Here is a 25,611-nt window from a genome sequence, read left to right on the forward strand (position 1 = left end):
TTACTTGATCGCTGGCTTGCCAGCGTCATCGGCCGCGACCATCCGGTTCGCCGCAGACCGCTGCGGATTCTTCAGTTGTTGGGCGCGGACCTGGGCATCGCTGACCTGCTCGGGACTCAGGCCCAGGCGGGTCACCAGTTCGGCCGCCTGGCTCCAGTTGTCCTGATAGAGCAGCAGCGTGACCAGGTTCACCGCCGCCAACTGATCGGCCGGCTTGAGTTCAATGGCGGTCAGGAACTCGAAGCGCGCGTCCTCGATCCGCAGTTGATTGAGGTAGACCACCCCCAGGTCATTGCGCACCTTTTCATCGGTGGGCGCCAGGCGTGCCGCGCGCTGCAAATGGGCCATGGCCTGGCCGTTGTCCTGACGCGCGGCCGCCAACTGGCCGAGTCCATGCTCGCCCTCGGCCGCCAGGCAGGTGCCGAGCAGGCTGCGGTACAGGGGCTCCGCTTCGCTGCGGCCCAACTGCCGATAGACCCTGGCCTTGCGCAAGCGCACCTCGCCCAGACTTTCCGGCAGCTTCTGCAGATTGGCCAGGCTGGCGTGCGGTTTGCCCTCGTTGGCCATGTCGTCCGCCAGGTTCAGCGCCAGTTCCTGATCGGCGCTGGGCTTGCCACAAGTGCCACCCGCCAGCGCCGCCCACGGCGCGAGGCCATCGCTGGCACACCCGCCCAGCGCCAACAGGGCCAGTCCCGCAATCACTGCTCTCATTCCCTCACTCCCTGATGTTCACGCGCTGATGCAACCCAAGTACAACAACTGCTGCCTGGCTCTTCCTAGGACGTACCGAAGGCCCGACTCAAGGCGGTAAAACCCGGTCCCGCGAGCACGATCAGCAACGCCGGGAACAGAAACACCATCATCACCACCGACATCTTCGCCGACATCTTCGAGATGTATTCCTGCAAGCGGGTCAGGCGCCGGTCATCGAGCAGTTGCTTGAGCGTCAGCAACGACTTCATCGCCCCGCCACCCTGCTGCAGCAGTTGCTGGAGAATGACGCTGGTGTCGTCCAACTCATCGACCGCCAGCAGCCGAGCCATCTTGTTCAACTCCTCGCTCAGTTCCAGCCCGGAATCGACCCGCGCCAGCACCATTTGCAACTCGCTGCTCAACACCGGCAACAACTGCCGGGATTCGTTGGCGAGCACCCGCAGCGCCTGCTCCACGGCCATTCCCGACTCGAACAGGATGCGCAGCAGCGGAATGAAGGTCGAGATTTCGACGATAACCTGGCGCTTGCGACGCTCGGCGGCCAGGGCCAGCAAGCGCTTGGGCAGCAGGTAGCCGGCGGACAGGCCGAGGAATGGCGCAACCCAGGGTGAGGCCACTGCGGGAAAGAACACCTGCTGAATGAGCAATACCAGCACCAGCGCCACAACCGGCAGGCCGATCTGGCAGGCGGCATACAGCGAGCGCTGGTTCGCCTTGCGCCAGCCGATACGGTTGAGCAGGAGCTGAGTCTCGTTATCGAGGCTCACCGAACGCTGGCCGGCACGTGTCTCGCCAAGGGACTGCAAGAAGCCGCTCAGCTTGAGTTTGCTCTGCTCACGCACCATGTGCCCCTGCAAGCGCTCGGTGACGGCCCGTTGGCGCTGACGCGTCTGCAGCAGGTTGCCGACGATCAGCACAACAGCAGCAAGCAACAGCAGCGCACTCATCAACAGGACCATGTCACACGCTCCGCAACATGCGCCAGAGCGCCAGGCAGCCCAATATCTGCAGACCAAAGGCCATCAGCAGCATCTGTTGGCCACTCGGGTCAGCCCACATGTTCATCAGGTAACCGGGATTGGTCAGCATGAAGTAACCCGCCACACTGATCGGCAACAGCGCCAGGACGACCGCTGTCATGCGGGTTTCGCCGGTCATCGCACGCAATTGCCGCGCGCCCTGTTCACGTTCGCGGATCAGTTTCATCAGGTTTTCCAGCAGTTCGCTGGCGTTGCCGCCATAACGGTGATTGACCTTCAGGCCAAGCGCGAGAAACCGAAACTCTTCGCGCTCGTAGAATTCGGCAAAGTCACTGACCGCCTCCGGCAGACTGACCCCCAGTTCGACATTGCGCCGCACCCGGCCCATGGCCTCGCGCAACGGATCGGTCGAGGCCTCGATCCCGCCGAGAATCGCATCGGCCAGGGTCTTGCCGGATTTCAGGCTGCGTACCGCATGATCGAGCAATTGCGGCAGTTGCTCGATCATGCGCCGCACCCGGCGCTGATAACGCCAGCCGACGAAGCATCGCAGACCGAGCGGCGGCGCCAGCACCATCACCAGCAGGCCGAGCGAACCGGCCATCAGTAGACCCAGCATGACCAGCAACGCCCAGGCCAGCAGCCACAGGACCAGCCGCTCGCCAGGACGATCCAGCCCGGCACGCAGGAACAGGCGGTCCAGGCGCTCCCTGGCGGGGCTGACGGCGCTGGCGGCTGCGCTCAGTTGCGGCTGCCCCGCCGTCAACCGGCTCAATACCCGCTCGTCACCGCTCTTGCGCAGGCCCCGGTAAAACAGCCGCACCGAGAAGCCGAGCAGCAGCAGGCACATGAGACCGAGCAACAGCGGACCGAGCATGTGCAGACCTCCTCAATCGTCAAAGGTCAGGTACGACTCGCGCCGCAGCTTGTCGCCTGCCGGGTTGACCGCTTCGCGCTGGAAGGTGGAACCGCTGCGGCGGTCGAGCCGGAACAGGGTGTTGGTGACGTAGATGTCATCACGCACCCCGACCACCTCCACCACCTCGCTGACACAACGCCGGCCGTCGGGCAGGCGGGTCAGCTGGATCACCACGTCCAGCGCCGCACAGATCATCTGACGCAGGGTCTTCTCCGCCACCTGGCGCCCGGTCAGCCCGACCAGGGTCTCCAACCGCAACAGCGCGTCCTGAGCATTGTTGGCGTGCACCGTGCTCATCGAACCATCATGGCCGGTGTTCATCGCCGTCAACACGTCGAGCACTTCCACGCCGCGAATCTCGCCGAGAATGATCCGGTCCGGACGCATCCGCAGGGCGTTGCGGATCAGGTCGCTGGACTTCACCTCACCATGACCCTCGGCATTCGGCGGGCGGGTTTCCAGGCGAACCACGTGGGGGTGGTTGAGTTGCAGTTCGGCAACGTCTTCGATGGTGACCAGCCGCTGATGAGGATTGATCAACTGGCTGAGGATGTTGAGCAGGGTGGTCTTGCCGGTGCCGGTACCACCGCTGATGAGGATGTTGCAGCGTTTGCCCACGGCCTCCTGGAAGAACTCGAGAATGGCCTGGTCAATGGTCTGCATCGCGACCAGGTCGTTGCTCTTGAGCATGTCCTTGCGAAATTTCCGGATTGACAGACAAGGGCCGTCCAGGGCGATCGGCGGGATGATCGCATTGACCCGGCTGCCATCGGGCATTCGCGCATCGACCATCGGCGACGATTCGTCCAGGCGCCGGCCGAGGGGGGCGAGGATGCGCTGGATGACTCGCTCCACATGATGATCGTCGATAAACCGCAGGTCGCTCTGGTGCAGCAGGCCATCGCGTTCGAGAAACACCCGGTGCGGCCCGTTGACCAGGATTTCGGTCACGGCGGGATCGCGCAGCAACACCTCCAGCGGGCCGAAGCCGGTCAGCTCATCGACGATTTCCTCGGCCAGCCGTTCCATCTCATAACGGGAAATTGCCAGATGCAGGCGCGACACGTACTCGCCGACCTTGTCGATGACGAACTGGGCAAGCGCCTGGCGTGAACTTTCCAGCAGGTTTTTTCCCGACTCTTCGATGGCATCGATGATGTAGCGATGCAATACCAGCTTGAGCCCTTCATGGTCGCTATTACCGGCCGATGAACGGTTTTGGCCACCGAACAGTTTCTCCGCCATTACTTGTTCCCCCAGAGCCGGTTGAGCCAGCCCTCGGCAGCCTTGGTCCGCCCTTCTGAACGCTTGGCCAGCCGTTCGCCCAAGGTCTTGAGACCGACAGTCAAGGCTTCACGCGGGGCCAGTTCGAACAGCGTCTGACCCTGGTTCTTGGCATTCATCCGCACCTCGGCGTTCAGCGGCAACACCGACAGGACCGGCAAACCAAAGGTCTTGCCCAGGGTTTCGGAGTCGGGCGAGACGTTCTTGAGGTATCGATCGACCAGCAGGCGCGCATGGTCGAGCTTCATGCCTTTTTCGCGCCACTGGTTGAGGATCGTCAGGTTGCGCCGACAGTCGAGCACACTCTGATCGGTATACCAGAGCAGTTTGTCGCAGTGGCTGACGAAGGTCCGCAGCGCATCGCTGTCGGACTGCCCGGTGAGGTTGACGACAATGTGCTGGAAGTGCTGGCGCAAGGCGCTGAGCAACATGTACAGCTCGGCGGCGCTGGTGCGCTTGAGCGGCTCGTCCCCCCCGGCATAGGTGAGGATGCGCAAGCCCGCCTCGGCGCGGGTGAAGGCACTGTCGATCATCGTCGTGTCCAGACGACGCAAGTGACGCAGGGCATCGCCGAAATGGAACGAGCTTTCCAGACCGAGCAGCGCCAGGCTGTCGCCCCGGGGCAGGCCGAGGTCGAGCAGCAGGGTCTGTTGTCCACGTTTCTGCACCACCAGCGCCAGATGTATCGCCAGCAACGCGCCATCGGCATTGCTCTGGGAGCCATAGAGCACGGTGAAACCGCCCAGTTGCGCACTCGGTGCCACCGTCGGCAGGCGCTTGCTCAGGCGCCGGACCAGCCCGGCCACCTCGCTGGAGCGCGAACCATAGGCAACGAAATCCCGCGCCCCGGCCCGCATCGCGTTGAGTACCAGCTGGTTGTCCATGCCATCGCCGAGGGCGACGATGGCCAGCATCGGCTTGGCTTCCAGCAGCCCTTCGATCAGGGCGCTCTGGGCCACCAGGTTCTCCCGATCGAGGCCGACGAAGATCAGCCCGGCAAAGGTGACATCCACCAACGACAACAACTCGTCGAGGCTACCACCGGCGCTGACCACCTGGCCCAACGGCGCCAATGCACCCTGCAGCCACTCAAGGTCGGTGGTGTTGCGCGTGATTGCCAGGAAGGTCTGGCTCAGACTCTGGCTCATTTCGATAACCCCGTACGGCGGTCATAGTTGCCGTTGTCGAGGAAAAACAGCCGGAACCAGTTCGGATCGTACTGGCGCAGTTTTTCCCCGGGCAACCCGGGCAGTTGAGCATCTGCTGCCAGCGGCTGGACCAGATGCGGGGTGACGATCATCAGCAACTCGCGCTCTTCGCGCTGCAGGTTGGAGCTACGGAAGAACGCCCCCAGCACGGGGATATCCCCCAGTCCGGGCAGCTTGTTGACCTGGGCGCTGTTGCGCGTGCTGATCAGGCCGCTGATGACGAAACTCTCGCCATCGGCCAGGGAGATACTGGTGTCCGTGCGGCGGATGGTCAGCGCCGGCACCGGCGTACCGGAGATGGTCACCGCGTTGCTGTAGTCCAGCTCGCTGACTTCAGGCGCGACCTTGAGGGTAATGCGATTTTTCGCGATCACCGTCGGTGTGAGTGTCAGGCGAATGCCGAATTCCTTGTATTCGATGGTAATTGTATTGCTACCGCTGCTGGGCACCGGGATCGGGATCTCGCCGCCGGCGAGGAAGCTCGCGCTCTGCCCGCTCAAGGCCACCAGGCTGGGCCGGGCCAGGGTATAGGCGAAGCCACTGCCTTCAAGGGCATTGATCAACGCCCTGACCCGACCGCCACCGAAACCGATGTTGAAGCTGCCGTTATCCGGAGCCACCCCACCGGTAATGACACCACTCGACGCATTGACAACCTGAGTGCCCGGAGAGCCAAACAGGAAATTCCCGCCCTGGCCGAAGATTGCCGTGCTGGCCTCCTTGAGCTTGGTGCGACTGACCTCGACGAAGCGGATATCGGTCTGCACCTGACTGGGCAACGACGGATCCACAGACGGCACGAGCGCGGCGCTGGTCAGCCCTGTCGCGGCCTTGCCCTGGACAAACACCATGCTCTGGCGCGGCGCGCTGTCACAAGCGGTCCAGATCATCAGGCTGGTGGCTCCCGCAGCCATGCCGGTCAGCAGGAACGCCTTGTTGCCGTTGAGGCGCACGTCGGCGACTTTCGGATCCCCCACCGCCAGCCGGGTGATCGCCAACGGCGACTGCAACTCCTGTTGCAACCCTTCGCCCAACTCGATCACCGCAGGCAACGGGCCGAGGCTGCCGCAAGCGGCGGTAGCAGCCAGCACCGGCGGTATCGATAGATGCCCCAGGAGCAGGGCCCAGACCACTCGTTTGACGTTCGACAGCGTTGCACTCATCCGGCACTTCCTTGCAGATCAGGGCGTTTGTTGACTGGTCTGGTTGCCACGAATCACCTCGACACCCGAGGCACGACTCGCCCCCATGGCCGTCGACGGCTGGCCTCGCGGCGCCCCGGCCAGGGCCAGTTGGGTAAACTGGAACAACGCATGGCTGGCCACATCGAGGCTACCGGCACCGACCTGTTCCCCGGCCCAGTAGCGCGGCAACAGATGTTCGTCGGCACTGCGTACCGCCAGGCGCAGAGTGCCGACCTGAGTCGCCAGCATCAGCCGGTTCAGCAGTTGTTCGGGAACCGCCAGCACCACGGTCCGAGCAGCGGCGCGACGCGCGTCCTGACTGGCCCGGTCGCCCGGCGAAGCGGGCTTGCCATCATTGGTCAGGCCCAGTTGATCGCCGACACTGAGCAGGCGCATCGCCGGAATCACCACCTGGGCCGACTGCTGCACGTTGCTGGCATCCTGGCGCAAGTACAGCAGCACATCGACATAATCGCCGGGGCTCAATTGCCCTCCGGCACCGATCACCTCATCTACAGCCACGGCCAGGGCCCGCTCATCGGCGCGAATCATCCGCGCCAAGGCGCCACCGGCCTGGAAGCTCTCGTCGCTGAGCCAGGTGCCGGCTTTCAACGGGCGCCAGGGGATCCGGTCCACCGCCTCCGCTAACGAACCGAGACTGCCAGCGGGCGCATTGCGCAATTTCTCGATCACCAGGTCGGCGGCGGTCAGGGGGACAAAGGCGGGAACATCGTGGGCCAACACCACCACCGGCTGGCGAATCGGCTCTTCGCTGCCGGCCACGGCCTCACTGCTCACGGGAGCGGCAACGGGGGCTTCGGCAGGAACCAACGGTGCGGGCTGGTGGCTGAGCATCCACCCCCAATATCCGGCCACAAGGGCTGCGATCAACAAGATGACCGCCAACCCCATAGTGACGCGACTGTTCATGACGGCTCTCCCTTTCCTACTGCGCGACCCCTGTAGCTATCGCATTCAGGCAGCTATGAACATCAACTTTTTCGCTATTTGACGGTAGCGCAGCTAGGACGAAATGCCATTAACCGGCGGAAAATTTCGCTGAAAAGAGCAAGAAAGCGGACAGGTATGGCTATGAACTTCCGAACTAATACTTTGTGATTAGTCCTTTCTTACAGTTGTTGCCCGCCGTTTTGTTGACAATGCTGTGATGGCATAGGGAAACCATGACGCAAGACAAGCTGATACGGCGTTTAAAGGCGTAAGGAGTTGTCAGATGATCCGGGATTTCATTACCAGACTGTATGTGCAGGTTCAGTTGTTCATTCAACGCAAGGAGGCGGCTTCGGGCATCGAATACGCGATTGTGGCAGCCATGGTGGCGGTAGTGATCATCGGTTATTCCACTGATATATCCACCAAGATCGGTAACGTATTCAAAGGTATCAGCAACGGTCTGGGCACCTGAGCCCCTTCCCATCAAAGAGGCGCTAAACTGGAACACGAACCCTGCAACAGGAATCCCCCATGACTTCCTCTGTTCCCCCACGCCAGCAGCTCCTTCTAGTGGATGACGAAGAGGACGCCCTCCTGGAACTGGCCGAGCTGCTGGAGGGTGAAGGCTTCTCCTGCTTCACCGCGACCTCGGTCAAGCAGGCGCTGTTCCACCTGACCAAACACCCGGACATCGCTCTGGTCATCACCGACCTGCGCATGCCCGAGGAAAGCGGCATGTCGCTGATCAAGCGCCTGCGCGAACATACCTCGCGCCAGCACCTGCCGGTGATCGTGACGTCCGGCCATGCCGACATGGACGATGTCAGCGACATGTTGCGCCTGCAGGTACTGGACCTGTTCCGCAAACCCATCTATCACGTGCGCCTGCTGGAAACCCTCAACAACCTGTTTCCGCAGCCGCGGATCCATGTCGTGGGCTCCTGAGGCCTCGTCGGTTTACTGCCAGCGATAGCACTGTCTTTTTTACTCAGCAGACTCCTGACGCCGGGGAACTTGGCAGCCAGATCCATGGCCAAAGGCTACAATCCGTCGCCATTGGCTCATCAGGGTACGCACATGCAGGTAGAAAGCTTTTTCGAGTGGCTGGGTCGGGTGCTGGGATCGGTGATCCGCTTCATCGTCGACGGCCTGAGCGGGCTGTTCGACCTGCTGACCCATGCTGGCGGCAATTTCGTTGACGGTCTGGCCCGTGCGTTGGGCATGGATACTTCGCTGATCAGTATCCTGGCCCTCATCGTCGGCCTGATGTTTCTTTACTCGGCAATCCGGGCCTTCATGCGGGCCTCGATCATCCTCGGCATTATCTGGCTGATGATCGGACTCTGGCTGCTGAGCGGGATCATTCACTGATCAGCGCCGTACATCCCGAAGGTTGACGCTACAATGCGCGCTCTTGTGAGGAGCCCGCATGTCCACCCTGATCGCTGACTGGCGCGACCGCCCGACCCATCGCCGGGTCTGGGGGCTGGCCGCGCCGATGATTCTGTCGAATATTTCCGTTCCGCTGGTGGCACTGGTCGACAGCACAGTGATCGGCCACCTGCCCCATGCCCACCAACTGGGGGCCGTGGCAGTGGGCGCCAGCCTGTATATTTTCCTGGCCTCGGCCATGGGCTTCCTGCGCATGGGCTCCACCGGCTTCGCCGCCCAGGCTGCCGGGCGTAACGACGGCACGGCACTGCGTCAGATCCTGCTGCAAGGGCTGTTGCTGAGCCTGCTGCTGGCGTTGCTCCTCGGGGTGATTGCCCTGCCGTTCAGTCACCTGGCGCTGAACCTGATGCAACCTTCGGTCGAGCTGCATCAACTGACCCAGGACTTCTTTTATACCCGCCTGTTCGGGCTACCGCCGGCACTGGCCAGCTACGCCCTGGTCGGCTGGTTCCTCGGCACCCAGAATGCACGGGCGCCGCTGGCGATCCTGCTGACCACCAACCTGATCAACATCGCCCTGAACCTGTGGTTCGTGCTCGGCCTGGAGTGGGGCGTGGTCGGTGCGGCACGTGCGTCGGTCATCGCCGAATGGAGCGGTGCCCTGCTCGGCCTGGCGCTGACCGGCAGCGCCCTGCGCGCCTACCCCGGACAACTGGCCTGGGCAGCCCTGAAGCAATGGCGCAACTGGCAACCGCTGCTGGCCGTCAACCGCGACATTTTCATCCGCAGCATGGCGCTGCAATCGGTGTTTTTTCTGATCACGGTGCAAGGCGCCCGCCTCGGCGATGCAACAGTCGCCGCCAATGCCCTGCTGCTCAACGGTCTGCTGCTGACCGCCCATGCCCTCGATGGCCTGGCCCATGCGGTCGAGGCCTTGTGCGGCCATGCCATCGGCGCCGGGCAACGCCAGGAACTGCGCCGCTCGCTGGTCGTTGCGAGTGGTTGGTCGCTGTTGGCCAGCCTCGGGTTCGCCTTGCTGTTCCTATTCGGCGGCCATCTGTTCATCACGCTGCAGACCGATATCCCCAGCGTGCGTGAAACCGCCTTCGGCTACCTGCCGTACCTGGCCGTACTGCCTCTGGTCGCGGTCTGGAGCTACCTGCTGGACGGCCTGTTCATCGGTGCCACCCGGGCTCGGGAAATGCGTGACGCGATGCTCGTGAGCCTGCTGATAAGCCTGCCCTTCGCCTGGGCCCTGAGCGACTACGGCAATCACGGACTGTGGCTCGGCTTCCTGCTGTTCATGGCGCTGCGCAGCCTGACCCTGGGGTCCTATGCCTGGCAATTGCACCGCCAGGATCGCTGGACCCCGTAGCCGATCATCCCTGCTCGCCCATCCAGGCCCGGCGCAGGCTCTCCAGCCGCTCACCCGGCGTATCACCCGGCAAACCTGGCGGAAATGAAGCCGCCGGGTACTGCGCGCGCAACCCCAGCCAGTCATCGAGAAGGCCACTGTCGCGAAAGCCCAGAGCGACGCCCTCCTGCAGATGGCTCCAGGTCTTGCCGTAATCATGACCACTGGCACGGCTCCACTGGTAGGCATGCCGCTCCAGCAGGCACCTTTGCAAGCGCTGTTGCTGGGCCGCACTGAGGGTTTCCAGCACACCCAGGGGCGGCCCCGCCAGTTGCGGATTGATCAGTTGTTGCCAGCCGAGGCTGCCGGTGGCCTTGTCGGCCCAGGTCCCGCCGTACCAGTAGAGCAGGCTGATCGGGCCGAGCCAGCGGCTCAATTCGCGGCTATCGGTGCCGTCGAAAAAATAACTGGCGGTCTGCGGATTGTAGTAGCTGACCACACCCTGATGTTCAGCGTCGAAACGCACCACCAGCATCTGCCGCAGATGAGCCAATAACACCGAAACCGGCGCCCGGCTACGCAGGAACAGACCGCTCCAGCCCTCGGGGCGGGTCTGGCTCAACCTTGCCAGCGGACAATCCGCCGTCAGCCGGAGCAAGCGTGGTCCCCAGTCGCGTACACCATGGAATGGCGTGTCTTCGAACAAGGGGTAAGTCTCATAGTGTGCATAACGCTCGCGCAACGCCGCGACCAGCCCGGGGGCCGTGGGGATATCCAGCAACAGCCACAACGTGCTCGCCCTCATGAATGCCAGCCCTGACCACCCGCCGCGCGCCCCAGCCGACCGCAGGCGGTTGGCTGGCTATCCGATCCGGGCGTACACAAGAGCACCAGCGGGTGCCCCGCCCGTAACAGCTCGAACGCCGGGCTCGTGCACGGCCGTTGCTCGTCGGCCACCGCCGGATGCGGCTGGCGGGTATCGGCGCGCCCGACAATCGTTGGCCGGTCCGGGTCGCCATCGGCAAAACGCACCCACAGCGGCGACCCCAGCTCCAGTCCAGCCAGGAACGCCTCGACATCGCCCACCGCCGAGCGATCGAGCGGCAACCGGCAAGTGCCCGGTCGGGCACCTTCGCCCTGATAGAACACCCGCAATTGCACCGCCAGGCGTCCCTGCGAATCGACAAGCGAGCCTGGCTCGCCGGCGGCCACCCAGGCTCGAAACAGCCCCGGCAAGCGCGGTTTCGGATAATGGCCCGGCGAGCGCGGAGCGACTTCCCAGGAGGTCGCGCTGAACAGGTTGCGGTAGAACAGCCCTGGCGGCTCCAAGGCGCTGCTGTCGCCACGATGCTCGAGCGCCGTGAGCAGCCACAGACGATTCCATGCGGCACAGGGATGACCGGACAGCGGCAGGAAGCTGGCGCACTGGAGTCCCGGCAGATCGCTTTCACCCTGCGCCAACTCCTGGCTCCGCGCGCCTCCTCGACGGACCTTGCCCGACAGGCTGACACGAAAATCCTCCACCGCGCCGTCCTCATCCGGACAAAAACGGGCTGGCCGGCTACGCCGCAAGGCTCCCAGGCCATCGGCGAACACCAGCCGATGGTTGTCCCGGGAATGCCGGAAGTGAAAGTGGATGCCTTCCTCGGCGCAAAGCCTCTGGATGAAGCGCAAATCGGACTCATCGAACTGCACGCAATACGGCCGCAACACGCAATGGCCCTTGAGGATGAAGCGAAACTCGTCCTTGCGCAGGCCGTGTTCACCGAGCACCTGGGCGATGATGCCGGGCACTGTGCGTTGCTGGAACAGCCGGCGTCGCAGGCGCTGCGCCAAAACGCCCAGACGCGGCCCCAGGAAAAGTCGGAAATGGTCACGGGCCAAACCGCTGCACCGCAAATTGATCCCCTGTATCTGCGCATGAATACCCTGGCCGTCCGCCCCCAAACGCAGAAAACAACTGCGATACATCAGTCCGCCGGGGTCCGTCTTGAGCGCCTCGCTGGGCACGTCCAGTTCGAAGGCAAACAACTCGCTGAGCGCCTCATGACCGCTGAAGCAACTGACCGCCAAGGGCTGGGACAAGCCGGCAACATCCAGACGGAAAAACGGCTCGTTGGCTGGATCGAACATGGGTTTTCCTCTACATGGGCCCGACTTTGATCCGGGATTCTCGCCGAGAGACAAGAGCGAGTAGAGGGCCGAACAGGTGTTAGAGAAATCGCCTACACAAGACACGGAAATGACGAAGCCATCATTTTGCCTTTGCCCAATAAAAAACCCACCGCTGAGGGTGGGTCTTTAAACAACCGGACTTGACCTACATGAACCAAGGAAAAAACACCTTATTGAAGGCGCTAATTCCCAGGAACTATTGGCCTGACCTCAAGACGACAGGTAGGAAGAACGGGTCAGGCCCAGACGCAGCGCATCGAGGAACTGGGTCCGCTCCTTGACGCTGATGTTGGCGCTGGCGACCTTGTCGCGGTAATGCGTCATCAGCTCCTCCGGCGACAGGTGCACATAACGCAGCATGTCTTCGATGGTGTCGTGGGTTTCGATGCCAGCGTGATACACGCTGCCGTCGGCGTTCTGGTAGATGTTCACCGAGTCGGTGTCACCGAACAGGTTGTGCATGTCGCCGAGGATTTCCTGGTAGGCGCCCACAAGGAAGATACCCAACAGGTAGTCTTCACCCTCGTTCAGCGCGTGCACCGGCAGGCTGGTCTCGATGCTCTGCTCGTCGACGTACTGCTTGATCTTGCCATCGGAGTCGCAGGTGAGGTCCTGCAGTACGGCACGCCGCAGCGGCTCCTCGTTCAAGCGGTGCAACGGCAGGATCGGCAAGACCTGGCCGATGGCCCAGGTATCGGGCAGGCTCTGGAACACCGAGAAGTTGCAGATGTACTTGTCGGCCAGCTTGTCGTTGAGTTCGTCGAGCACTTGGCGATGCGAGCGCTGGCGAGCCTTCAAGGAGTTGTGCAGGCGCCGGCAGACGGCGAAATAGCACTGTTCGGCCAGGGCTTTCTCGGCCAGGGTCAGCTTGCCGTCGGCGTACTGGGTGGCGACGTCGCTCATGTAGTGCGTGGCGCGCCAGTAAGTTTCGGTGACCATCTCGATATCGGTCGGCCCCAGCAGTTCCACCAGCCATTGCACGGTTTCCGGCAGGCTGCCGGGGTTCTCGATATGCGGCACGTCGTCGTTGTGTTTCTCGACGTCGGTCACCTGCACCACCAGCATCGCGTGGTGGGCGGTCAGCGAACGGCCGCTCTCGGAGAAGATGTTCGGATGCGGCAGGCTCTGCGCATCGCAGAATTCCTTGAGCATGCCCACCACGACACCGGCATAATCATCCATGTCGTAGTTGATCGAGCTGGCGTTACGCGAGTGGGTACCGTCGTAGTCGACGCCCAGGCCACCGCCGACGTCGATGTGATCGACCGGCAAGCCGAGGTTGCGCAGCTCGCCGTAATAGCGGATCGCTTCCTTGAAACCGTACTGGTAGTCCGCCAGGTTGGCGATCTGCGACCCCATGTGGAAGTGCAGCAGGCGGATGCCCTGGTCAAGACCGGCCGCGCGGAAGCGCTCGACCACCGACAGCAGTTGCGCCGCCGACAGGCCGAACTTGGATTTCTCACCGCCGGTATCGGCCCACTTGCTCGACGCCAGGGACGACAGTCGCACCCGCAGGCCGACCTGTGGCTTGACCTTGAGGGCCGCGGCCTCCTCGATCACCAGCTCCACTTCGGACTCTTTCTCGATCACGATGAACACGTTGTGGCCGAGTTTCTGGCCCATCAGTGCCAGGCGAATGAACTCGCGGTCCTTGTAGCCGTTGCAGACGATGGTGCCGCCTTTCGGCGCCAGCGCCAGCACCGCCAGCAACTCGGGCTTGGAGCCGGCCTCAAGACCGATCGAAACGTTCTGGGTGGCGATGATGTTCTCGATCACCGCCTCCTGCTGGTTGACCTTGATCGGGTACAGCGCGGTGTACTTGCTCTGGTATTCCAGGCGCTCGATGTTCGCGTCGAACGCACCGGTCAGCTGACGTACGCGGTCCTGCAGGATATCCGGGAAACGCACCAGCAACGGCAGGGAGAGGCCGCTCTTGCGCAGCTCGTCGACCTGTTCGAAGAGATCGATGGGTGAACTTTTCGGGCCGTTCGGACGAACCTCTACGCGACCGGCGTCATTGATCGCGAAATATCCGGCCCCCCAATGGCGAATCCCGTAAACACTGCGGCTGTCCGCAACTGTCCATTGGCTGCCATCGTCTTTGCGTGTGCGTCGTACGGACATCGAAGTCCCCTATAGAAGAAGTCAGGTAACGCTGCCTGGACCCAGGCTGCGCGCAGTCTAAAGAATGAAAATGACGATTCGCCTGCATCCGCGTAAGACCACGGATCCAGTTCCGAGTTTAGAAACTGTTCGGGAACAGACTCTGTGAAAACCATGGGCACGACTGCCGGCCGCCTTCATCCGGGCTGACGGGTCGACTTCACGGTGGTTTTCACAGAGGCTGCTAGCCGCCGGACTTCTTTGCCTTGAAACCCTGTTTGACCAGCTCGCCCAACAACAGCTCGACATGGTCACCCTGGATCTCGATGACGCCGTCTTTCAGGGCGCCCCCCGTGCCACAGCGTCTCTTCAAGGTACTCGCCAGCTCCTTGAGGGCGTCTTCGGCCAGCGGCACGCCGGTGATGGTGGTCACCGTCTTGCCGCCACGGCCCTTGCTTTCGCGACGCACGCGGGCAATGCCGTCGCCTTCGGGAATCAGGGTTTGTTTGCAGATACAGGCGGCCACCGGCTGGCTACAGTCCGGGCAATGTCGACCTGCGTCGGTGGAGAACACCAGGCCACCGAGGGCGGCGAAGGATGCGGCTTTTTTGGCCACCGGCAATCCTCTTGGGAGGACAAAGACTGGTCGTTGCACCTGGGCAGGCATCCACGACCGCGAAGCCCCACTCAGGCAGGGGCAGCGCTACTCGATCGGCCAGGCCGGGCGAGCTTGAAAAGTCGCGCAGTGTAACGGCAAAAAGCCGATGACCCAAGAGCCAATCGGCGCCATTTCATAAAGGTTTTGCGACACCCTGCACATAGCGCTTCAGCGCCGCCAGGGAGTCCGGGCAGTAAGGCTTGCACGCACTTTCCTGAAGAGCGGCGTCCACCGTGATGAAACGCGCCTCCAACACTTCTTCCGGCTGCAGCCGCAAAGGCCCGTCCCAGACTGCGCTGAACACCGCACACCAGAGCCGGTTGCCCGGCTGGTCGAAGAAGAAACGCTCATGGGCGGTCAATGGCACGCCACTGACGCCCAACTCCTCCTCCAGCTCGCGGGCAGCGGACTCGGCGTAGCTTTCGTCGGCCTGGACCATGCCGCCGGCCGCCACGTCCCAGTAACCGGGATAGATCGCCTTGCTCAGGGTCCGGCGATGCACGCACAGCTCGCCGGCCGAATTGAACAGCAGGATATACGTCCCGCGCCCAACCAGGCCGCGCTCACGCAGGTCGGCACGGGCGATGCTGCCCTGCAGACGATCCTGGTCGTCGACCCAGGCGATCTGTTCGGCATCGGAGGCGGCGCGATGCGCGGCCTCGTTCGGGGAGACATTCATCGATCAGCCCTGGTTGAGCAACTGGCGCAGGTCGATCACCGCGGCGTTGGCCCGCGAGATGTAGTTGGCCATGACCAGCGAATGGTTGGCCAGCATGCCAAAGCCGCTGCCGTTGAGGATCATCGGACTCCAGACCGGCTCCTGCGACGCCTCCAGCTCACGGATGATCTGCCTTACGCTGACCGTGGCGTTCTTTTTCGCCAGCACATCGGCGAAATCGACTTCGATGGCACGCAGCAGGTGCGACAGCGCCCAAGCCTGACCACGGGCTTCGTAGAACACGTTGTCGATCTGCAGCCACGGCGTCTCGACCACCTCTTCATCGACCTGTGGTGCCTGGCCGGGGATCACGCTTTCGGTCTTCAGCGTGGTGTTGAGCTTGACCCGTCCGACGCTGGCCGACAGGCGCTGGGACAGTGAGCCCAGACGCGTAGCGACATCGCCGAGCCAGTTGTTGAGGTTATCGGCCCGGGCGTAGAACAGCGCGTTGTTCTGGTTCGGATCGGACAGGCGAGCCTGATAGCGGTCCAGAGAGTTGATGCCCTCCTGGTACTCCGCCTCGCTGGACGGCAGCATCCAGCTCCTGTTGTCGAAATTGAAACGGGGCTCGGCCTTGGCCAGGTCGACGTCTTCGGCCGACTGCGACTGAGAACGGGCGAAGTCCTTGCGCAGGGCGCGGGTCAGATCACGGACCTGGACCAGCACGCCGTATTCCCAACTCGGAATGTTGTCCAGCCACACACCCGGAGGGAAACGGTCGTTGGACAGATAGCCACCGGGCTTGGTCAGGAGAGTATCGGCGACGGTCTTGAGGGTTTCGACCGTGGTAAAGCCCACGACCATCTTGCGGCCCTCTTTCTCGGCGGCGATCTGGGCGTTCTGCTGGACGGGAAACAGTGCCGGCTCCTGGCTCCAGTACCAGCCGAGCAGAATCGTCACCACCAGGTACAACCCGACCAGGGTCACCAAGGCCCGACTGAACAGCAGGCCAGCGAAGTAGCCGCGGCGGGCCGGCGAGGGTTCAGCAGCACGATCCGGCGCGCTGCCGGCGCGTTTTTTCCAGTCCAGCATGGCTCTAATCCTTTCGATCACTTGAGTTCATCGGTTGACCACAACCCTGGCCCATCGTGCCCTGTCCGCCCGCAATTGCATCAGACTGGGCATTCATCGATCACGGCACGGCAGCGTTGCCATCCATCGAACCACTATAAATCAAGCCGCCGCGCGACGCTTCATGCAAGCGCCACCGAATTGCCCCTCCCCATCACTGCCAACACTGACCGGGCAGTCACCAAATTAATCCGATAAGTTGACGCACGGCACGTGTATTGGGCCGCAGAAGTGCTAGCATAGCGCCATTACTCACACCGTCGTTCGGCTAACCAGTAGTCAGTATATGAGCGAGCCAGAAGACCCCAACCGCGAGCGCCTCAGGCACCACTTTGCCCAGCGGGTCATCCACCAGGCACGTCAGATTCTTGAGATATGGCAACGCTTGCAGCGCAGCGAATGGTCGGGCAGCGATCTGTCCGAACTCAGCGAGGCCAACCTGCGTCTGCTACGTTTCGCCGAGCGGTTCGAGCAACCGGAACACATCCAACTGGCCCATGGCATCAGCCACTCGCTGGAGGCGGTCGATGCCAATCGCGGACGCCTCAGCAGCGGCCTGATCACTGAACTCAACCGTCTGATGCAGCGCCTGTCGCGCACCGGCCTGCGCCATGGCGACCAACTCGAACACACCTTCCTGCCACCGTTGCGCCGGCCGGTCTACCTGATGCTGCAGGATCAGGAGCGGGCCGAACGGCTGGTCAAGCAGTTGGAGTTCTTCGGGCTCAGCGCCCAGACGCTGGGGAGTGTCGCGGCATTTCGTTCATCGATGGCCGAACGCCTGCCGGCCGCGATCGTCATGGACGTCGACTTCAGTGGCAGCGGCATGGGCCTGCACTTGGCAGCCGAGGCTCAACTCGGCCTGGAACAGAAACTGCCGCTGCTGTTTTTCAGCCTGCACGAAACCGATACGCCCACCCGCCTGGCCGCCGTGCGCGCCGGCGGCCAGGAATTCCTCACCGGCACCCTGGAAGCGTCCAGCCTGCTGGAAAAAATCGAGATCCTGACCTGCGTTGCCCAGTACGACCCGTACAAGGTCCTGATCATCGATGACTCGCGGGCCCAGGCCCTGCATACCGAACGCCTGCTCAACAGCGCCGGCATCGTCACCCGGACCCTGATCGATCCGATCCAGGCCATGGCCGAACTGGCCGATTTCCAGCCGGACCTGATCATCCTCGACATGTACATGCCGGCCTGCACCGGTACCGAGCTGGCGAAAGTGATTCGCCATAACGACCGTTATGTCAGCGTGCCGATCATCTACCTGTCCGCCGAGGATGACCTGGACAAGCAGCTCGATGCGATGAGCGAGGGCGGCGACGACTTCCTCACCAAGCCGATCAAGCCGCGCCACCTGATCACCACCGTGCGCAACCGCGCGGCGCGTGCGCGTAACCTCAAGGCGCGCATGATCCGCGACAGCCTGACCGGCCTGTACAACCACACCCATATCCTGCAATTGCTCGAAGACTGCAGCTTCCGTGCGCGTCGCGAGTGCAAGCCGCTGAGCTTCGCGATGCTCGATATCGACCACTTCAAGCGGGTCAATGACAGCCACGGCCACCCGATGGGCGACCGCGTGATCAAGAGCCTGGCACTGTTTCTCAAGCAACGTCTGCGCAAGACCGACTTCATCGGCCGTTATGGCGGCGAAGAGTTCGCCATTGTCATGCCCGATACCGACCTTGAATCGGCCTATAAAGTGCTGGAGGAAATTCGCCAGCGCTTCGCCGAGATTCACTACCCGGCCCAGCCGGAAGACCTCTGGTGCACCTTCAGCGCCGGCGTGGTCGAACTGCAGGAAGACAGTGACAGCCTGCTCATGGCGAGCCAGGCCGACGAAGCGCTGTATCGGGCCAAACATGCCGGACGCAACCGCGTGCAGGTAGCAAGGCAAAGTGCCACCTTTTCATCAGATTCGAATGACTCCGTCATAACCTTGTAACGAAACAGCAATAAATTCAGGCGCTTACCACTTTCTGTCGTGGGTAGGATCCTGAATGCGCCTCAAGTTGCTGACTAATCTCAACACCCTGTTGCTCGTTGCCGTGTGCCTGGCACTGGGCGCTACGCTCTGGTGGTCGCAACGAGCACTGGAACGTCCCTACCAGTTGATGGAACGTTACCTGGGTCTGTCGCAGCAGTTCCAGAACCAGGCGGCGCGCAATATCGAAGACTACCTCGGTAGCGGTGATGCCCTGCGCCTGAGCAGCGCCGGCCAATCCATCGAATCGATCGATAAGGAAATCGCCGCCCTGCCGCCGTCGATGACCGACACCCTGCGCCCCAGCCTCGCCGCCCTGAACGATTTCAGCAAGACCGACCTGCTGGCCGCCGGCAAGCTGGCCGGTGATCCGCAGGCGCTGCTGCTGCAGGCCGAACGCGAGCTGGGCGGCAATCTTGAGCAACTGAGCCAATACGCCACTGGCGCGCAGAAACCCGAGGCGGCGGCCTACCTGCCGCCCCTGCTGGCAGCCTCCTCGCACCTGGCGAAACTGTCGCTGGCACGCGACAAGCTGGTCAGCAGCGGTCGCAGCGAACTGGCCGCCGATGTCGAGCGCGAACTGGCCAGCATCAGTGCCCAGGCCGAGCAACTGGAGGCCCTGCCCCTGCTCGGCGTGACCTCCAGCAGTGAGTCAGGCAGCGACGACTTCAACGCCATGATGGGCCTGGAAAGCACCGAGAAAACCGTGACCGAGGACACCGGCGTCGGCCTCAAACGCGAACTGCGCAGCCTGCTGACCCGTTACCCGGCGGAGTTGGCCCGTACCCGCGACCAGATCCAGCGCCGGGCCGACCTGGCGAAGGCGACCCACCTCAAGATCGACGCCGTGCAACAGGCGATCGCCGCGCTGGAGCCGCTGGTCCGCGCCCAGCACGGCCAGATCGAGGGCGAAGTGCGCCTGATGCAAGGCGCGATGATCGGTCTGATCCTGTTGATCGCTCTGCTGATCGACACCTTGCAGCGCAAACTGGCCCGGGTACTGACCAACCTCGCTCCGGCTCTTTCGACCTGGGCCGAAGGCGACTTCGCTCGGGACATCCAGTTGGGCAAGACCAACCGCGAGTTGCACGATATCGAGGCCTCGTTGAACCGTCTGCGGGCCTACCTGGTGGACCTGGTAGGCACCATCCGGCAGAACGCCGAACAAGTGGCCGACAGCAGCCGCGCCCTCGCCGACCTGAGCAGCGCCCTGCACGGCGGGGCCGAACGCCAGGCCGGCGACACCGGACAGATCCGCGATGCCCTGGGCGAACTGGAAGCGACCATCCAGCAGGTGAGCGGCGATGCCAGCCAGGCGGCGGACGCCAGCCGCAGCGCCGGCCTGGCGGTGGAACAGGGCCAGAAAGTCATTGGCATGAGCCTGACCGGCCTGCATGCGTTGGTCAGCGAGGTGCAGGGCAACGCCAAGATGATCGAACACCTGGCGCAGGAGTCGGCCACCATCGGCGGCGTCCTGACGGTGATCCGTTCGATTGCCGACCAGACCAACCTGCTGGCCCTCAACGCCGCCATCGAAGCCGCTCGCGCCGGCGAGATGGGCCGGGGCTTCGCGGTGGTCGCCGAAGAGGTGAGAACCCTGGCCCAGCGTACTGCCGGGGCCACCGGGGAAATCCAGATCCTGATCGCCGGGCTGCAGACGGCCGCCCGCGAATCGGTGGAAGGCATGCGTGCCCAGGTCGAACATGCCGAGGCCACCGCCGAACAGGCCCAGGCGGCCGACGGTGCGCTGGACGAAATCGTCGGCGCGATCCAGACCATCGCCGACACCGCCGTGCGCATCGCCGACGTCACGGCCCAACAGAGCGGCGCGGTCAGCGAAATCCGTGACCACAGCGAGCGTATCCACCTGCTGGGCGAAGACAATCTGCTGCGTATCGGCGAAGGTCGCAGCCAGGGCGAACGGCTGTTGGAACTGGGTACGCAGTTGAATACGGCGGTACAGGCGTTCCGCGTCTGATCGGCCGAACAGCAGCCCGCTGCGGGACCGAATGACCAATTTCAACAAATGGGTCACAAACTTTTCGCGAACATCGGACATCGTGCTGGCTATTGCAGTCAACTGGACAGTCACCAGGCCTTTGCGGCATAGTCGGCGCGCATTGACAACTGCGCACCGATAACAAGGAAACAGCCGATGGCGACCCTACTGGTCCTGCACGGACCCAACCTGAACCTGCTCGGCACCCGCGAGCCGGGCGTCTACGGCGCGGTCACGCTGCCCGAGATCAACCAGGATCTGGAGCGCCGGGCCCGCGAAGCCGGGCACCATCTGATGTATCTGCAAAGCAACGCCGAGTACGAATTGATCGAGCGAATCCATGCCGCGCGCGGCGAAGGCGTGGACTTCATTCTCATCAATCCGGCAGCTTTTACACATACAAGTGTCGCATTACGTGACGCGCTGCTGGCGGTGAGCATCCCATTCATCGAAGTGCATTTGTCGAACGTGTACAAACGCGAACCTTTCCGCCATCACTCCTACTTCTCGGATGTAGCGGTAGGCGTGATCTGCGGCCTTGGCGCCAGCGGTTACCGGCTGGCCCTGGAGGCCGCCCTAGAGCAGATTGAAAGACAGGCAACAGCTTGAACGACAAGCGATAAACGCCCCTGACCGACCCTTGGGAGTTGACGATTCATGGATATCCGTAAAGTTAAGAAACTGATCGAATTGCTGGAAGAGTCCGGCATCGACGAACTCGAGATCAAGGAAGGCGAAGAGTCCGTACGCATCAGCCGCCACAGCAAGACCCCTGCCCAGCAGTACTACGCGCCTGCGCCGGTACAGGCTCCGGCTCCAGCCGCAGCTCCAGTTGCTCCGGTTGCCGCTGCTGCGCCTGAAGTCGCTGCCGCACCGAAGCTGAACGGCTTCGTGGTCAAGTCGCCAATGGTCGGTACTTTCTACCGTACCCCGTCGCCTACTTCGCCTGCGTTCGTTGAAGTCGGCCAGACCGTCAAGAAAGGCGACACCATCTGCATCGTCGAAGCAATGAAGATGATGAACCACATCCAGGCCGAAGCCAGCGGTGTGATCGAATCCATCCTGGTAGAAAACGGTCAGCCGGTTGAGTATGACCAGCCGCTGTTCACCATCGTTTGAACCGCGGAGTGCCTTCGATGTCCAAACCTGCGAAGCTGGAAAAAGTCCTGATCGCCAACCGTGGCGAGATCGCTCTGCGTATCCTGCGCGCCTGTAAGGAACAGGGCATCAAGACCGTAGCTGTTTACTCGACGGCCGATACGGAACTGATGCACGTGAAACTGGCGGACGAAAGCATCTGCATCGGCCCGCCCCTGGCCACCAAATCGTACCTGAACATCCCGAACATCATCGCGGCCGCCGAAGTCACTGGCGCCACGGGGATTCACCCGGGCTACGGCTTCCTCGCGGAAAACGCCGATTTCGCCGAACAGGTCGAGAAATCCGGTTTTGCCTTCATCGGCCCGAAAGCCGACACCATTCGCCTGATGGGCGACAAGGTTTCGGCCAAGGCAGCCATGATCGCAGCTGGCGTACCGACCGTACCCGGTTCCGACGGTCCACTGCCTGAAGACCCTGAAACCGCTCTGCGCATCGGTCGCGAAGTCGGTTATCCGGTGATCATCAAGGCCGCAGGCGGCGGCGGTGGTCGCGGCATGCGCGTGGTGCACAGCGAGGAAGAACTGATCGAAGCGGCCAAGCAGACTCGCGAAGAAGCCGGCGCCTGGTTCAGCAACCCGATGGTCTACCTGGAAAAATTCCTGACCAACCCACGTCACGTGGAAGTTCAGGTTATTTCCGATGGCCAGGGCCATGCGATCCACCTCGGCGACCGTGACTGCTCGCTGCAACGTCGTCACCAGAAGGTACTGGAAGAAGCGCCGGCACCGGGTATCGACGAAGCCGCGCGCCAGGAAGTTCTGGCTCGCTGCGTCAAGGCCTGTATCGACATCGGCTACCGCGGCGCGGGTACTTTCGAGTTCCTGTACGAGAACGGCCGTTTCTACTTCATCGAGATGAACACTCGCGTGCAGGTAGAGCACCCGGTATCGGAAATGGTCACCGGCATCGATATCGTCAAGGAGATGCTGAGCATCGCCGCTGGCAATCCGCTGTCGTACACCCAGGATGACGTGAAGATCCACGGTCACGCGCTGGAGTGCCGGATCAACGCCGAAGACCCCAAGACCTTCATTCCAAGCCCTGGCCTGGTCAAGCATTTCCATGCTCCAGGCGGCAATGGCGTGCGGGTCGATTCGCACCTGTACAGCGGCTACAAGGTTCCGTCGAACTATGACTCCCTGATCGGCAAGCTGATCACCTGGGGAGCCACTCGCGACGAAGCCATGGCGCGCATGCGCAATGCCCTGGACGAAGTCGTGGTGGACGGGATCAAGACCAACATCCCGCTGCACCGCGACCTGGTTCGCGACGCAGGCTTCTGCGAAGGTGGTGTGAACATTCACTACCTGGAACACAAGCTCGCCCACCAGTGAGCCGGTGATCCGAATGACAAGGCCGCTTTCGAGCGGCCTTGTTGTTTTCTACCCTGGGGCCGGCCCCACGGCCTACTCCCACAAAGCAGCGCGCTGGCGTAAACTGCCGCGTTTCTCGCAATCACCCCGGTTGCACATTCATTTTTCACAGGTGCCCGCCATGCCTTGGCTGCAAGTACGCCTCGCCATCAGCCCGGAACAAGCCGAAACCTACGAAGACGCCTTCCTTGAAGTCGGTGCTGTCTCGGTAACGTTCATGGATGCCGAAGATCAACCGATTTTCGAACCCGAACTCAACACCACGCCGCTGTGGTCCCACACCCACCTGCTGGCGCTGTTCGAAGGCGGTACCGAGGCGGCCAGCGTGCTCGCCCACCTGGAACTGCTGACCGGCGCACCACTGCCCGAACACCACAGCGAAGTGATCGAGGACCAGGACTGGGAGCGCAGCTGGATGGACAACTTCCAGCCAATGCGCTTTGGTCAGCGCCTGTGGATCGTACCGAGCTGGCATGCGGCGCCGGAACCGGACGCCGTCAACCTGCTGCTCGACCCGGGCCTGGCCTTCGGTACCGGCACCCATCCGACCACCGCACTGTGCCTGGAATGGCTCGATGGCCAGGATCTCAAGGACTGCGACGTCCTCGACTTCGGCTGCGGCTCGGGCATCCTGGCGATTGCCGCGCTGCTGCTCGGCGCCCGTGAAGCGGTCGGCACCGATATCGACGTGCAGGCCCTGGAAGCCTCCCGCGACAACGCCGGACGCAACCATATCGCCGAGGAACGGCTCCCGCTGTACCTGCCCGAGCAACTGCCACAGGTGCAGGCCGATGTGCTGGTGGCGAACATCCTCGCAGGTCCGCTGGTCTCGCTGGCGCCGCAACTGTCGACCCTGGTCAAGCCCGGCGGACGCCTGGCGCTGTCGGGCATTCTTGCCGAACAGGGCGAGGAAGTGGCCGCTGCTTATGCCAAAGACTTCGATCTGGACCCGATTGCCAACCGTGATGGCTGGGTGCGTATCAGTGGTCGTCGGCGCTAGAATGTCCCCTTGCATGAACCGGATCGCCGCATGACCGACAGCTTCGTCACCCAGTGCCCACATTGCCAAACCAGCTTTCGCGTCAGCCATGCCCAGTTGAGCGTGGCGCGTGGCGTTGTGCGCTGCGGTTCCTGCCTGCAGGTGTTCAATGCCGCGCGACAACTGCTGGAGCAGCGTGCGGCTCGGGAAGCGGCGGCCAGTCAAACGGCCGAGCCCGTCGCTGCGCCAGCGGTAACACCGCCTGCGGAGCCTGCTGCGCCTACGCCGCCAGTCGAGCCACCACGCGCCATCAGTCAGAAACAGTGGACAGCGCAGGAACTGGACCTCGACGATCTGGACCTCGACGAAGAACTGGCCCGCCTGGAACAGCGGGAAATCCAGCCAGCCAGAGCTTTCGGCCAGGATCCTGCGGGCAAGGAAGAGTCATTCAGCGCCCGTCGCGACAACGACGATGACGAAACACATTGGTCCGGCAGCCTGTTCAGCGAACCACCCCGCGAGCCCGACGAAATAACCGACGACGAGCAGGAACCAGCGGTTGCGGCGCCCAAGGCCGAACGCAAGACCGAACGAAAGGTCGAGCCCAAGGCCGAACAGGCCAGGCCGAGCCGTACGGAACCCTCGCTGTCCTTCGACCTCGCCGACCTGGACGACGAGCCCCAGGCCCCCCGCCTGGAAATCGAAGACAGCGAACTGGAAGAGCTCGTCCCTCACGAACACCTGAGCGCCGACTCGGACGATACCGATGACCCCGTCGCCGACCAGAAAAAAACCGCGCGCAGCCGCAACGAACCCGGTGTCGGCGCTCACGACGACGTGCTGCTCGACCTCGAGGACGACCCGATCCACCTCGACTGGCAACGCCGCCGCTCGCCCTGGGGCAAGCGCCTGCTGTGGCTGCTGCTGGTGCTGCTCGCCAGCGCCGCACTGCTGGGCCAGTACGTCGCCTATCATTTCGACGAGCTGGCGCGTCAGGACCAGTACCGGCCGTGGTTCCAGCAACTGTGCCCACAGCTCGGCTGCAAGGTGCCCTCCAAGGTCGATATCGCCCGGATCAAGAGCAGCAACCTGGTGGTACGCAGCCACCCGGACTTCAACGGTGCGCTGGTGGTGGATGCGATCATCTACAACCGCGCGCCGTTCTCGCAGCCGTTTCCGCTGCTGGAACTGCGTTTTGCCGATCTCAACGGTCATCTGATTGCCAGCCGGCGCTTCAAGCCCGGTGAATATCTGGGCGGCGACCTCGCCGAACAGAGTGAAATGCCGCCGCAGACACCGATCCACATCGCCCTGGACATCCTCGACCCAGGCGTCAAGGCCGTGAACTACAGCCTCAGCTTCCACTCGCCCGAGTAACGCGGCTCATCGCGTTGTTTG

24 protein-coding genes are annotated in these 25,611 nt (G+C 62.8%); 11 read left to right on the forward strand and 13 right to left on the reverse strand.

Annotated features, from left to right (window positions below; genetic code table 11):
* From BLU37_RS04075 to cpaB, 7 genes are all read right to left on the reverse strand, one after another.
* Entirely contained in the window at positions 1-711 is a 711-nt protein-coding gene (locus BLU37_RS04075; RefSeq protein WP_090202482.1) for a tetratricopeptide repeat protein, read from the reverse strand.
* A 65-nt stretch (positions 712-776) separates the two neighbouring features.
* The gene (locus tag BLU37_RS04080) at positions 777-1,673 is read right to left on the reverse strand and encodes a type II secretion system F family protein (RefSeq protein WP_090202485.1); all 897 of its coding nucleotides are present in this window, start codon (positions 1,671-1,673) and stop codon (positions 777-779) included.
* A 1-nt stretch (position 1,674) separates the two neighbouring features.
* Positions 1,675-2,571, reverse strand: a complete 897-nt coding sequence (locus BLU37_RS04085) for a type II secretion system F family protein (RefSeq protein ID WP_090202488.1) — start codon at positions 2,569-2,571, stop codon at positions 1,675-1,677.
* Positions 2,572-2,583: 12 nt separating this feature from the next.
* Entirely contained in the window at positions 2,584-3,858 is a 1,275-nt protein-coding gene (locus BLU37_RS04090; RefSeq protein WP_010444336.1) for a CpaF family protein, read from the reverse strand.
* On the reverse strand, positions 3,858-5,045 hold the full coding sequence (locus BLU37_RS04095; RefSeq protein WP_010444338.1) for a pilus assembly protein CpaE: 1,188 nt from the start codon (positions 5,043-5,045) through the stop codon (positions 3,858-3,860). The genes BLU37_RS04090 and BLU37_RS04095 overlap by 1 nt, the downstream gene beginning before the upstream one ends.
* A complete protein-coding gene (locus BLU37_RS04100; RefSeq protein ID WP_090202491.1) occupies positions 5,042-6,268 on the reverse strand; it encodes a type II and III secretion system protein family protein in 1,227 nt (408 codons plus the stop codon). The genes BLU37_RS04095 and BLU37_RS04100 overlap by 4 nt, the downstream gene beginning before the upstream one ends.
* Before the next feature lie 18 nt (positions 6,269-6,286).
* Positions 6,287-7,219, reverse strand: a complete 933-nt coding sequence (cpaB, locus tag BLU37_RS04105; RefSeq protein ID WP_090202494.1) for a Flp pilus assembly protein CpaB — start codon at positions 7,217-7,219, stop codon at positions 6,287-6,289.
* Positions 7,220-7,523: 304 nt separating this feature from the next.
* Between cpaB and BLU37_RS04110 the strand changes: the two genes are divergently transcribed.
* The 4 genes from BLU37_RS04110 (at position 7,524) to BLU37_RS04125 (ending at position 10,010) form a co-directional block, all read left to right on the forward strand.
* Positions 7,524-7,715 (forward strand): Flp family type IVb pilin, encoded by a 192-nt coding sequence (locus tag BLU37_RS04110; protein WP_090202497.1) that lies wholly within the window; start codon positions 7,524-7,526, stop codon positions 7,713-7,715.
* A gap of 59 nt (positions 7,716-7,774) precedes the next feature.
* Positions 7,775-8,188: a response regulator gene (locus BLU37_RS04115; protein WP_026007664.1), complete on the forward strand. Its 414-nt coding sequence runs from the start codon at positions 7,775-7,777 to the stop codon at positions 8,186-8,188.
* Positions 8,189-8,320: 132 nt separating this feature from the next.
* Complete coding sequence (locus BLU37_RS04120) at positions 8,321-8,614, forward strand: hypothetical protein (protein ID WP_010444347.1); 294 nt, start codon at positions 8,321-8,323, stop codon at positions 8,612-8,614.
* Between the two features lie 58 nt (positions 8,615-8,672).
* A complete protein-coding gene (locus BLU37_RS04125) occupies positions 8,673-10,010 on the forward strand; it encodes an MATE family efflux transporter (protein WP_090202499.1) in 1,338 nt (445 codons plus the stop codon).
* Positions 10,011-10,014: 4 nt separating this feature from the next.
* On the opposite strand, the gene BLU37_RS04130 is transcribed toward BLU37_RS04125, so the two are convergent.
* From BLU37_RS04130 to BLU37_RS04155, 6 genes are all read right to left on the reverse strand, one after another.
* Complete coding sequence (locus BLU37_RS04130; protein WP_172832998.1) at positions 10,015-10,794, reverse strand: DUF4123 domain-containing protein; 780 nt, start codon at positions 10,792-10,794, stop codon at positions 10,015-10,017.
* Complete coding sequence (locus tag BLU37_RS04135) at positions 10,791-12,122, reverse strand: contractile injection system protein, VgrG/Pvc8 family (RefSeq protein ID WP_090202505.1); 1,332 nt, start codon at positions 12,120-12,122, stop codon at positions 10,791-10,793. Before BLU37_RS04135 ends, BLU37_RS04130 begins: the two co-directional genes overlap by 4 nt.
* Positions 12,123-12,374: 252 nt before the next feature.
* Entirely contained in the window at positions 12,375-14,288 is a 1,914-nt protein-coding gene (gene speA, locus BLU37_RS04140) for an arginine decarboxylase (RefSeq protein ID WP_090202508.1), read from the reverse strand.
* A gap of 223 nt (positions 14,289-14,511) precedes the next feature.
* Entirely contained in the window at positions 14,512-14,883 is a 372-nt protein-coding gene (locus BLU37_RS04145; RefSeq protein ID WP_090202511.1) for a translation initiation factor Sui1, read from the reverse strand.
* 175 nt (positions 14,884-15,058) lie between these two features.
* Positions 15,059-15,604, reverse strand: a complete 546-nt coding sequence (locus BLU37_RS04150; protein ID WP_090202514.1) for an NUDIX hydrolase — start codon at positions 15,602-15,604, stop codon at positions 15,059-15,061.
* 3 nt (positions 15,605-15,607) lie between these two features.
* A complete protein-coding gene (locus tag BLU37_RS04155) occupies positions 15,608-16,675 on the reverse strand; it encodes a DUF2333 family protein (RefSeq protein ID WP_010444354.1) in 1,068 nt (355 codons plus the stop codon).
* A 325-nt stretch (positions 16,676-17,000) separates the two neighbouring features.
* On the opposite strand from BLU37_RS04155, the gene BLU37_RS04160 reads away from it, so the two are divergent.
* The 7 genes from BLU37_RS04160 (at position 17,001) to BLU37_RS04190 (ending at position 25,590) form a co-directional block, all read left to right on the forward strand.
* Positions 17,001-18,662: a response regulator gene (locus tag BLU37_RS04160; RefSeq protein ID WP_090202518.1), complete on the forward strand. Its 1,662-nt coding sequence runs from the start codon at positions 17,001-17,003 to the stop codon at positions 18,660-18,662.
* Positions 18,663-20,076: 1,414 nt separating this feature from the next.
* Positions 20,077-20,679, forward strand: coding sequence for a methyl-accepting chemotaxis protein (locus BLU37_RS29825; protein ID WP_397428737.1), 603 nt, complete (start codon positions 20,077-20,079; stop codon positions 20,677-20,679).
* Between the two features lie 177 nt (positions 20,680-20,856).
* Positions 20,857-21,309, forward strand: coding sequence for a type II 3-dehydroquinate dehydratase (gene aroQ / locus BLU37_RS04170; RefSeq protein ID WP_090202527.1), 453 nt, complete (start codon positions 20,857-20,859; stop codon positions 21,307-21,309).
* Positions 21,310-21,357: 48 nt separating this feature from the next.
* Complete coding sequence (gene accB / locus BLU37_RS04175) at positions 21,358-21,819, forward strand: acetyl-CoA carboxylase biotin carboxyl carrier protein (protein ID WP_019362726.1); 462 nt, start codon at positions 21,358-21,360, stop codon at positions 21,817-21,819.
* 17 nt (positions 21,820-21,836) lie between these two features.
* Entirely contained in the window at positions 21,837-23,195 is a 1,359-nt protein-coding gene (gene accC, locus BLU37_RS04180; protein WP_010444359.1) for an acetyl-CoA carboxylase biotin carboxylase subunit, read from the forward strand.
* Positions 23,196-23,355: 160 nt separating this feature from the next.
* Positions 23,356-24,234, forward strand: coding sequence for a 50S ribosomal protein L11 methyltransferase (gene prmA, locus BLU37_RS04185; RefSeq protein ID WP_019362725.1), 879 nt, complete (start codon positions 23,356-23,358; stop codon positions 24,232-24,234).
* Positions 24,235-24,264: 30 nt separating this feature from the next.
* Complete coding sequence (locus tag BLU37_RS04190; protein WP_090202531.1) at positions 24,265-25,590, forward strand: DUF3426 domain-containing protein; 1,326 nt, start codon at positions 24,265-24,267, stop codon at positions 25,588-25,590.
* Positions 25,591-25,611 lie beyond the last annotated feature (21 nt).

This window comes from Pseudomonas asplenii, assembly GCF_900105475.1.
Classification (GTDB): Bacteria; Pseudomonadota; Gammaproteobacteria; order Pseudomonadales; family Pseudomonadaceae; genus Aquipseudomonas; species Aquipseudomonas asplenii.

Bases quoted from the DNA above. Each gene is read 5' to 3' on its own strand.
- prmA (WP_019362725.1), top strand. From the start codon at position 23,356: ATGCCTTGGCTGCAAGTACGCCTCGCCATCAGCCCGGAACAAGCCGAA.
- accC (WP_010444359.1), top strand. From the start codon at position 21,837: ATGTCCAAACCTGCGAAGCTGGAAAAAGTCCTGATCGCCAACCGTGGC.
- cpaB (WP_090202494.1), bottom strand. From the start codon at position 7,219: ATGAACAGTCGCGTCACTATGGGGTTGGCGGTCATCTTGTTGATCGCA.
- BLU37_RS04115 (WP_026007664.1), top strand. From the start codon at position 7,775: ATGACTTCCTCTGTTCCCCCACGCCAGCAGCTCCTTCTAGTGGATGAC.
- BLU37_RS04155 (WP_010444354.1), bottom strand. From the start codon at position 16,675: ATGCTGGACTGGAAAAAACGCGCCGGCAGCGCGCCGGATCGTGCTGCT.
- BLU37_RS04110 (WP_090202497.1), top strand. From the start codon at position 7,524: ATGATCCGGGATTTCATTACCAGACTGTATGTGCAGGTTCAGTTGTTC.
- BLU37_RS04075 (WP_090202482.1), bottom strand. From the start codon at position 711: ATGAGAGCAGTGATTGCGGGACTGGCCCTGTTGGCGCTGGGCGGGTGT.
- BLU37_RS04130 (WP_172832998.1), bottom strand. From the start codon at position 10,794: ATGAGGGCGAGCACGTTGTGGCTGTTGCTGGATATCCCCACGGCCCCC.
- BLU37_RS04090 (WP_010444336.1), bottom strand. From the start codon at position 3,858: ATGGCGGAGAAACTGTTCGGTGGCCAAAACCGTTCATCGGCCGGTAAT.
- BLU37_RS04100 (WP_090202491.1), bottom strand. From the start codon at position 6,268: ATGAGTGCAACGCTGTCGAACGTCAAACGAGTGGTCTGGGCCCTGCTC.
- BLU37_RS29825 (WP_397428737.1), top strand. From the start codon at position 20,077: ATGAGCCTGACCGGCCTGCATGCGTTGGTCAGCGAGGTGCAGGGCAAC.
- aroQ (WP_090202527.1), top strand. From the start codon at position 20,857: ATGGCGACCCTACTGGTCCTGCACGGACCCAACCTGAACCTGCTCGGC.
- accB (WP_019362726.1), top strand. From the start codon at position 21,358: ATGGATATCCGTAAAGTTAAGAAACTGATCGAATTGCTGGAAGAGTCC.
- BLU37_RS04135 (WP_090202505.1), bottom strand. From the start codon at position 12,122: ATGTTCGATCCAGCCAACGAGCCGTTTTTCCGTCTGGATGTTGCCGGC.
- speA (WP_090202508.1), bottom strand. From the start codon at position 14,288: ATGTCCGTACGACGCACACGCAAAGACGATGGCAGCCAATGGACAGTT.
- BLU37_RS04120 (WP_010444347.1), top strand. From the start codon at position 8,321: ATGCAGGTAGAAAGCTTTTTCGAGTGGCTGGGTCGGGTGCTGGGATCG.
- BLU37_RS04190 (WP_090202531.1), top strand. From the start codon at position 24,265: ATGACCGACAGCTTCGTCACCCAGTGCCCACATTGCCAAACCAGCTTT.
- BLU37_RS04080 (WP_090202485.1), bottom strand. From the start codon at position 1,673: ATGGTCCTGTTGATGAGTGCGCTGCTGTTGCTTGCTGCTGTTGTGCTG.
- BLU37_RS04095 (WP_010444338.1), bottom strand. From the start codon at position 5,045: ATGAGCCAGAGTCTGAGCCAGACCTTCCTGGCAATCACGCGCAACACC.
- BLU37_RS04160 (WP_090202518.1), top strand. From the start codon at position 17,001: ATGAGCGAGCCAGAAGACCCCAACCGCGAGCGCCTCAGGCACCACTTT.
- BLU37_RS04125 (WP_090202499.1), top strand. From the start codon at position 8,673: ATGTCCACCCTGATCGCTGACTGGCGCGACCGCCCGACCCATCGCCGG.
- BLU37_RS04150 (WP_090202514.1), bottom strand. From the start codon at position 15,604: ATGAATGTCTCCCCGAACGAGGCCGCGCATCGCGCCGCCTCCGATGCC.
- BLU37_RS04085 (WP_090202488.1), bottom strand. From the start codon at position 2,571: ATGCTCGGTCCGCTGTTGCTCGGTCTCATGTGCCTGCTGCTGCTCGGC.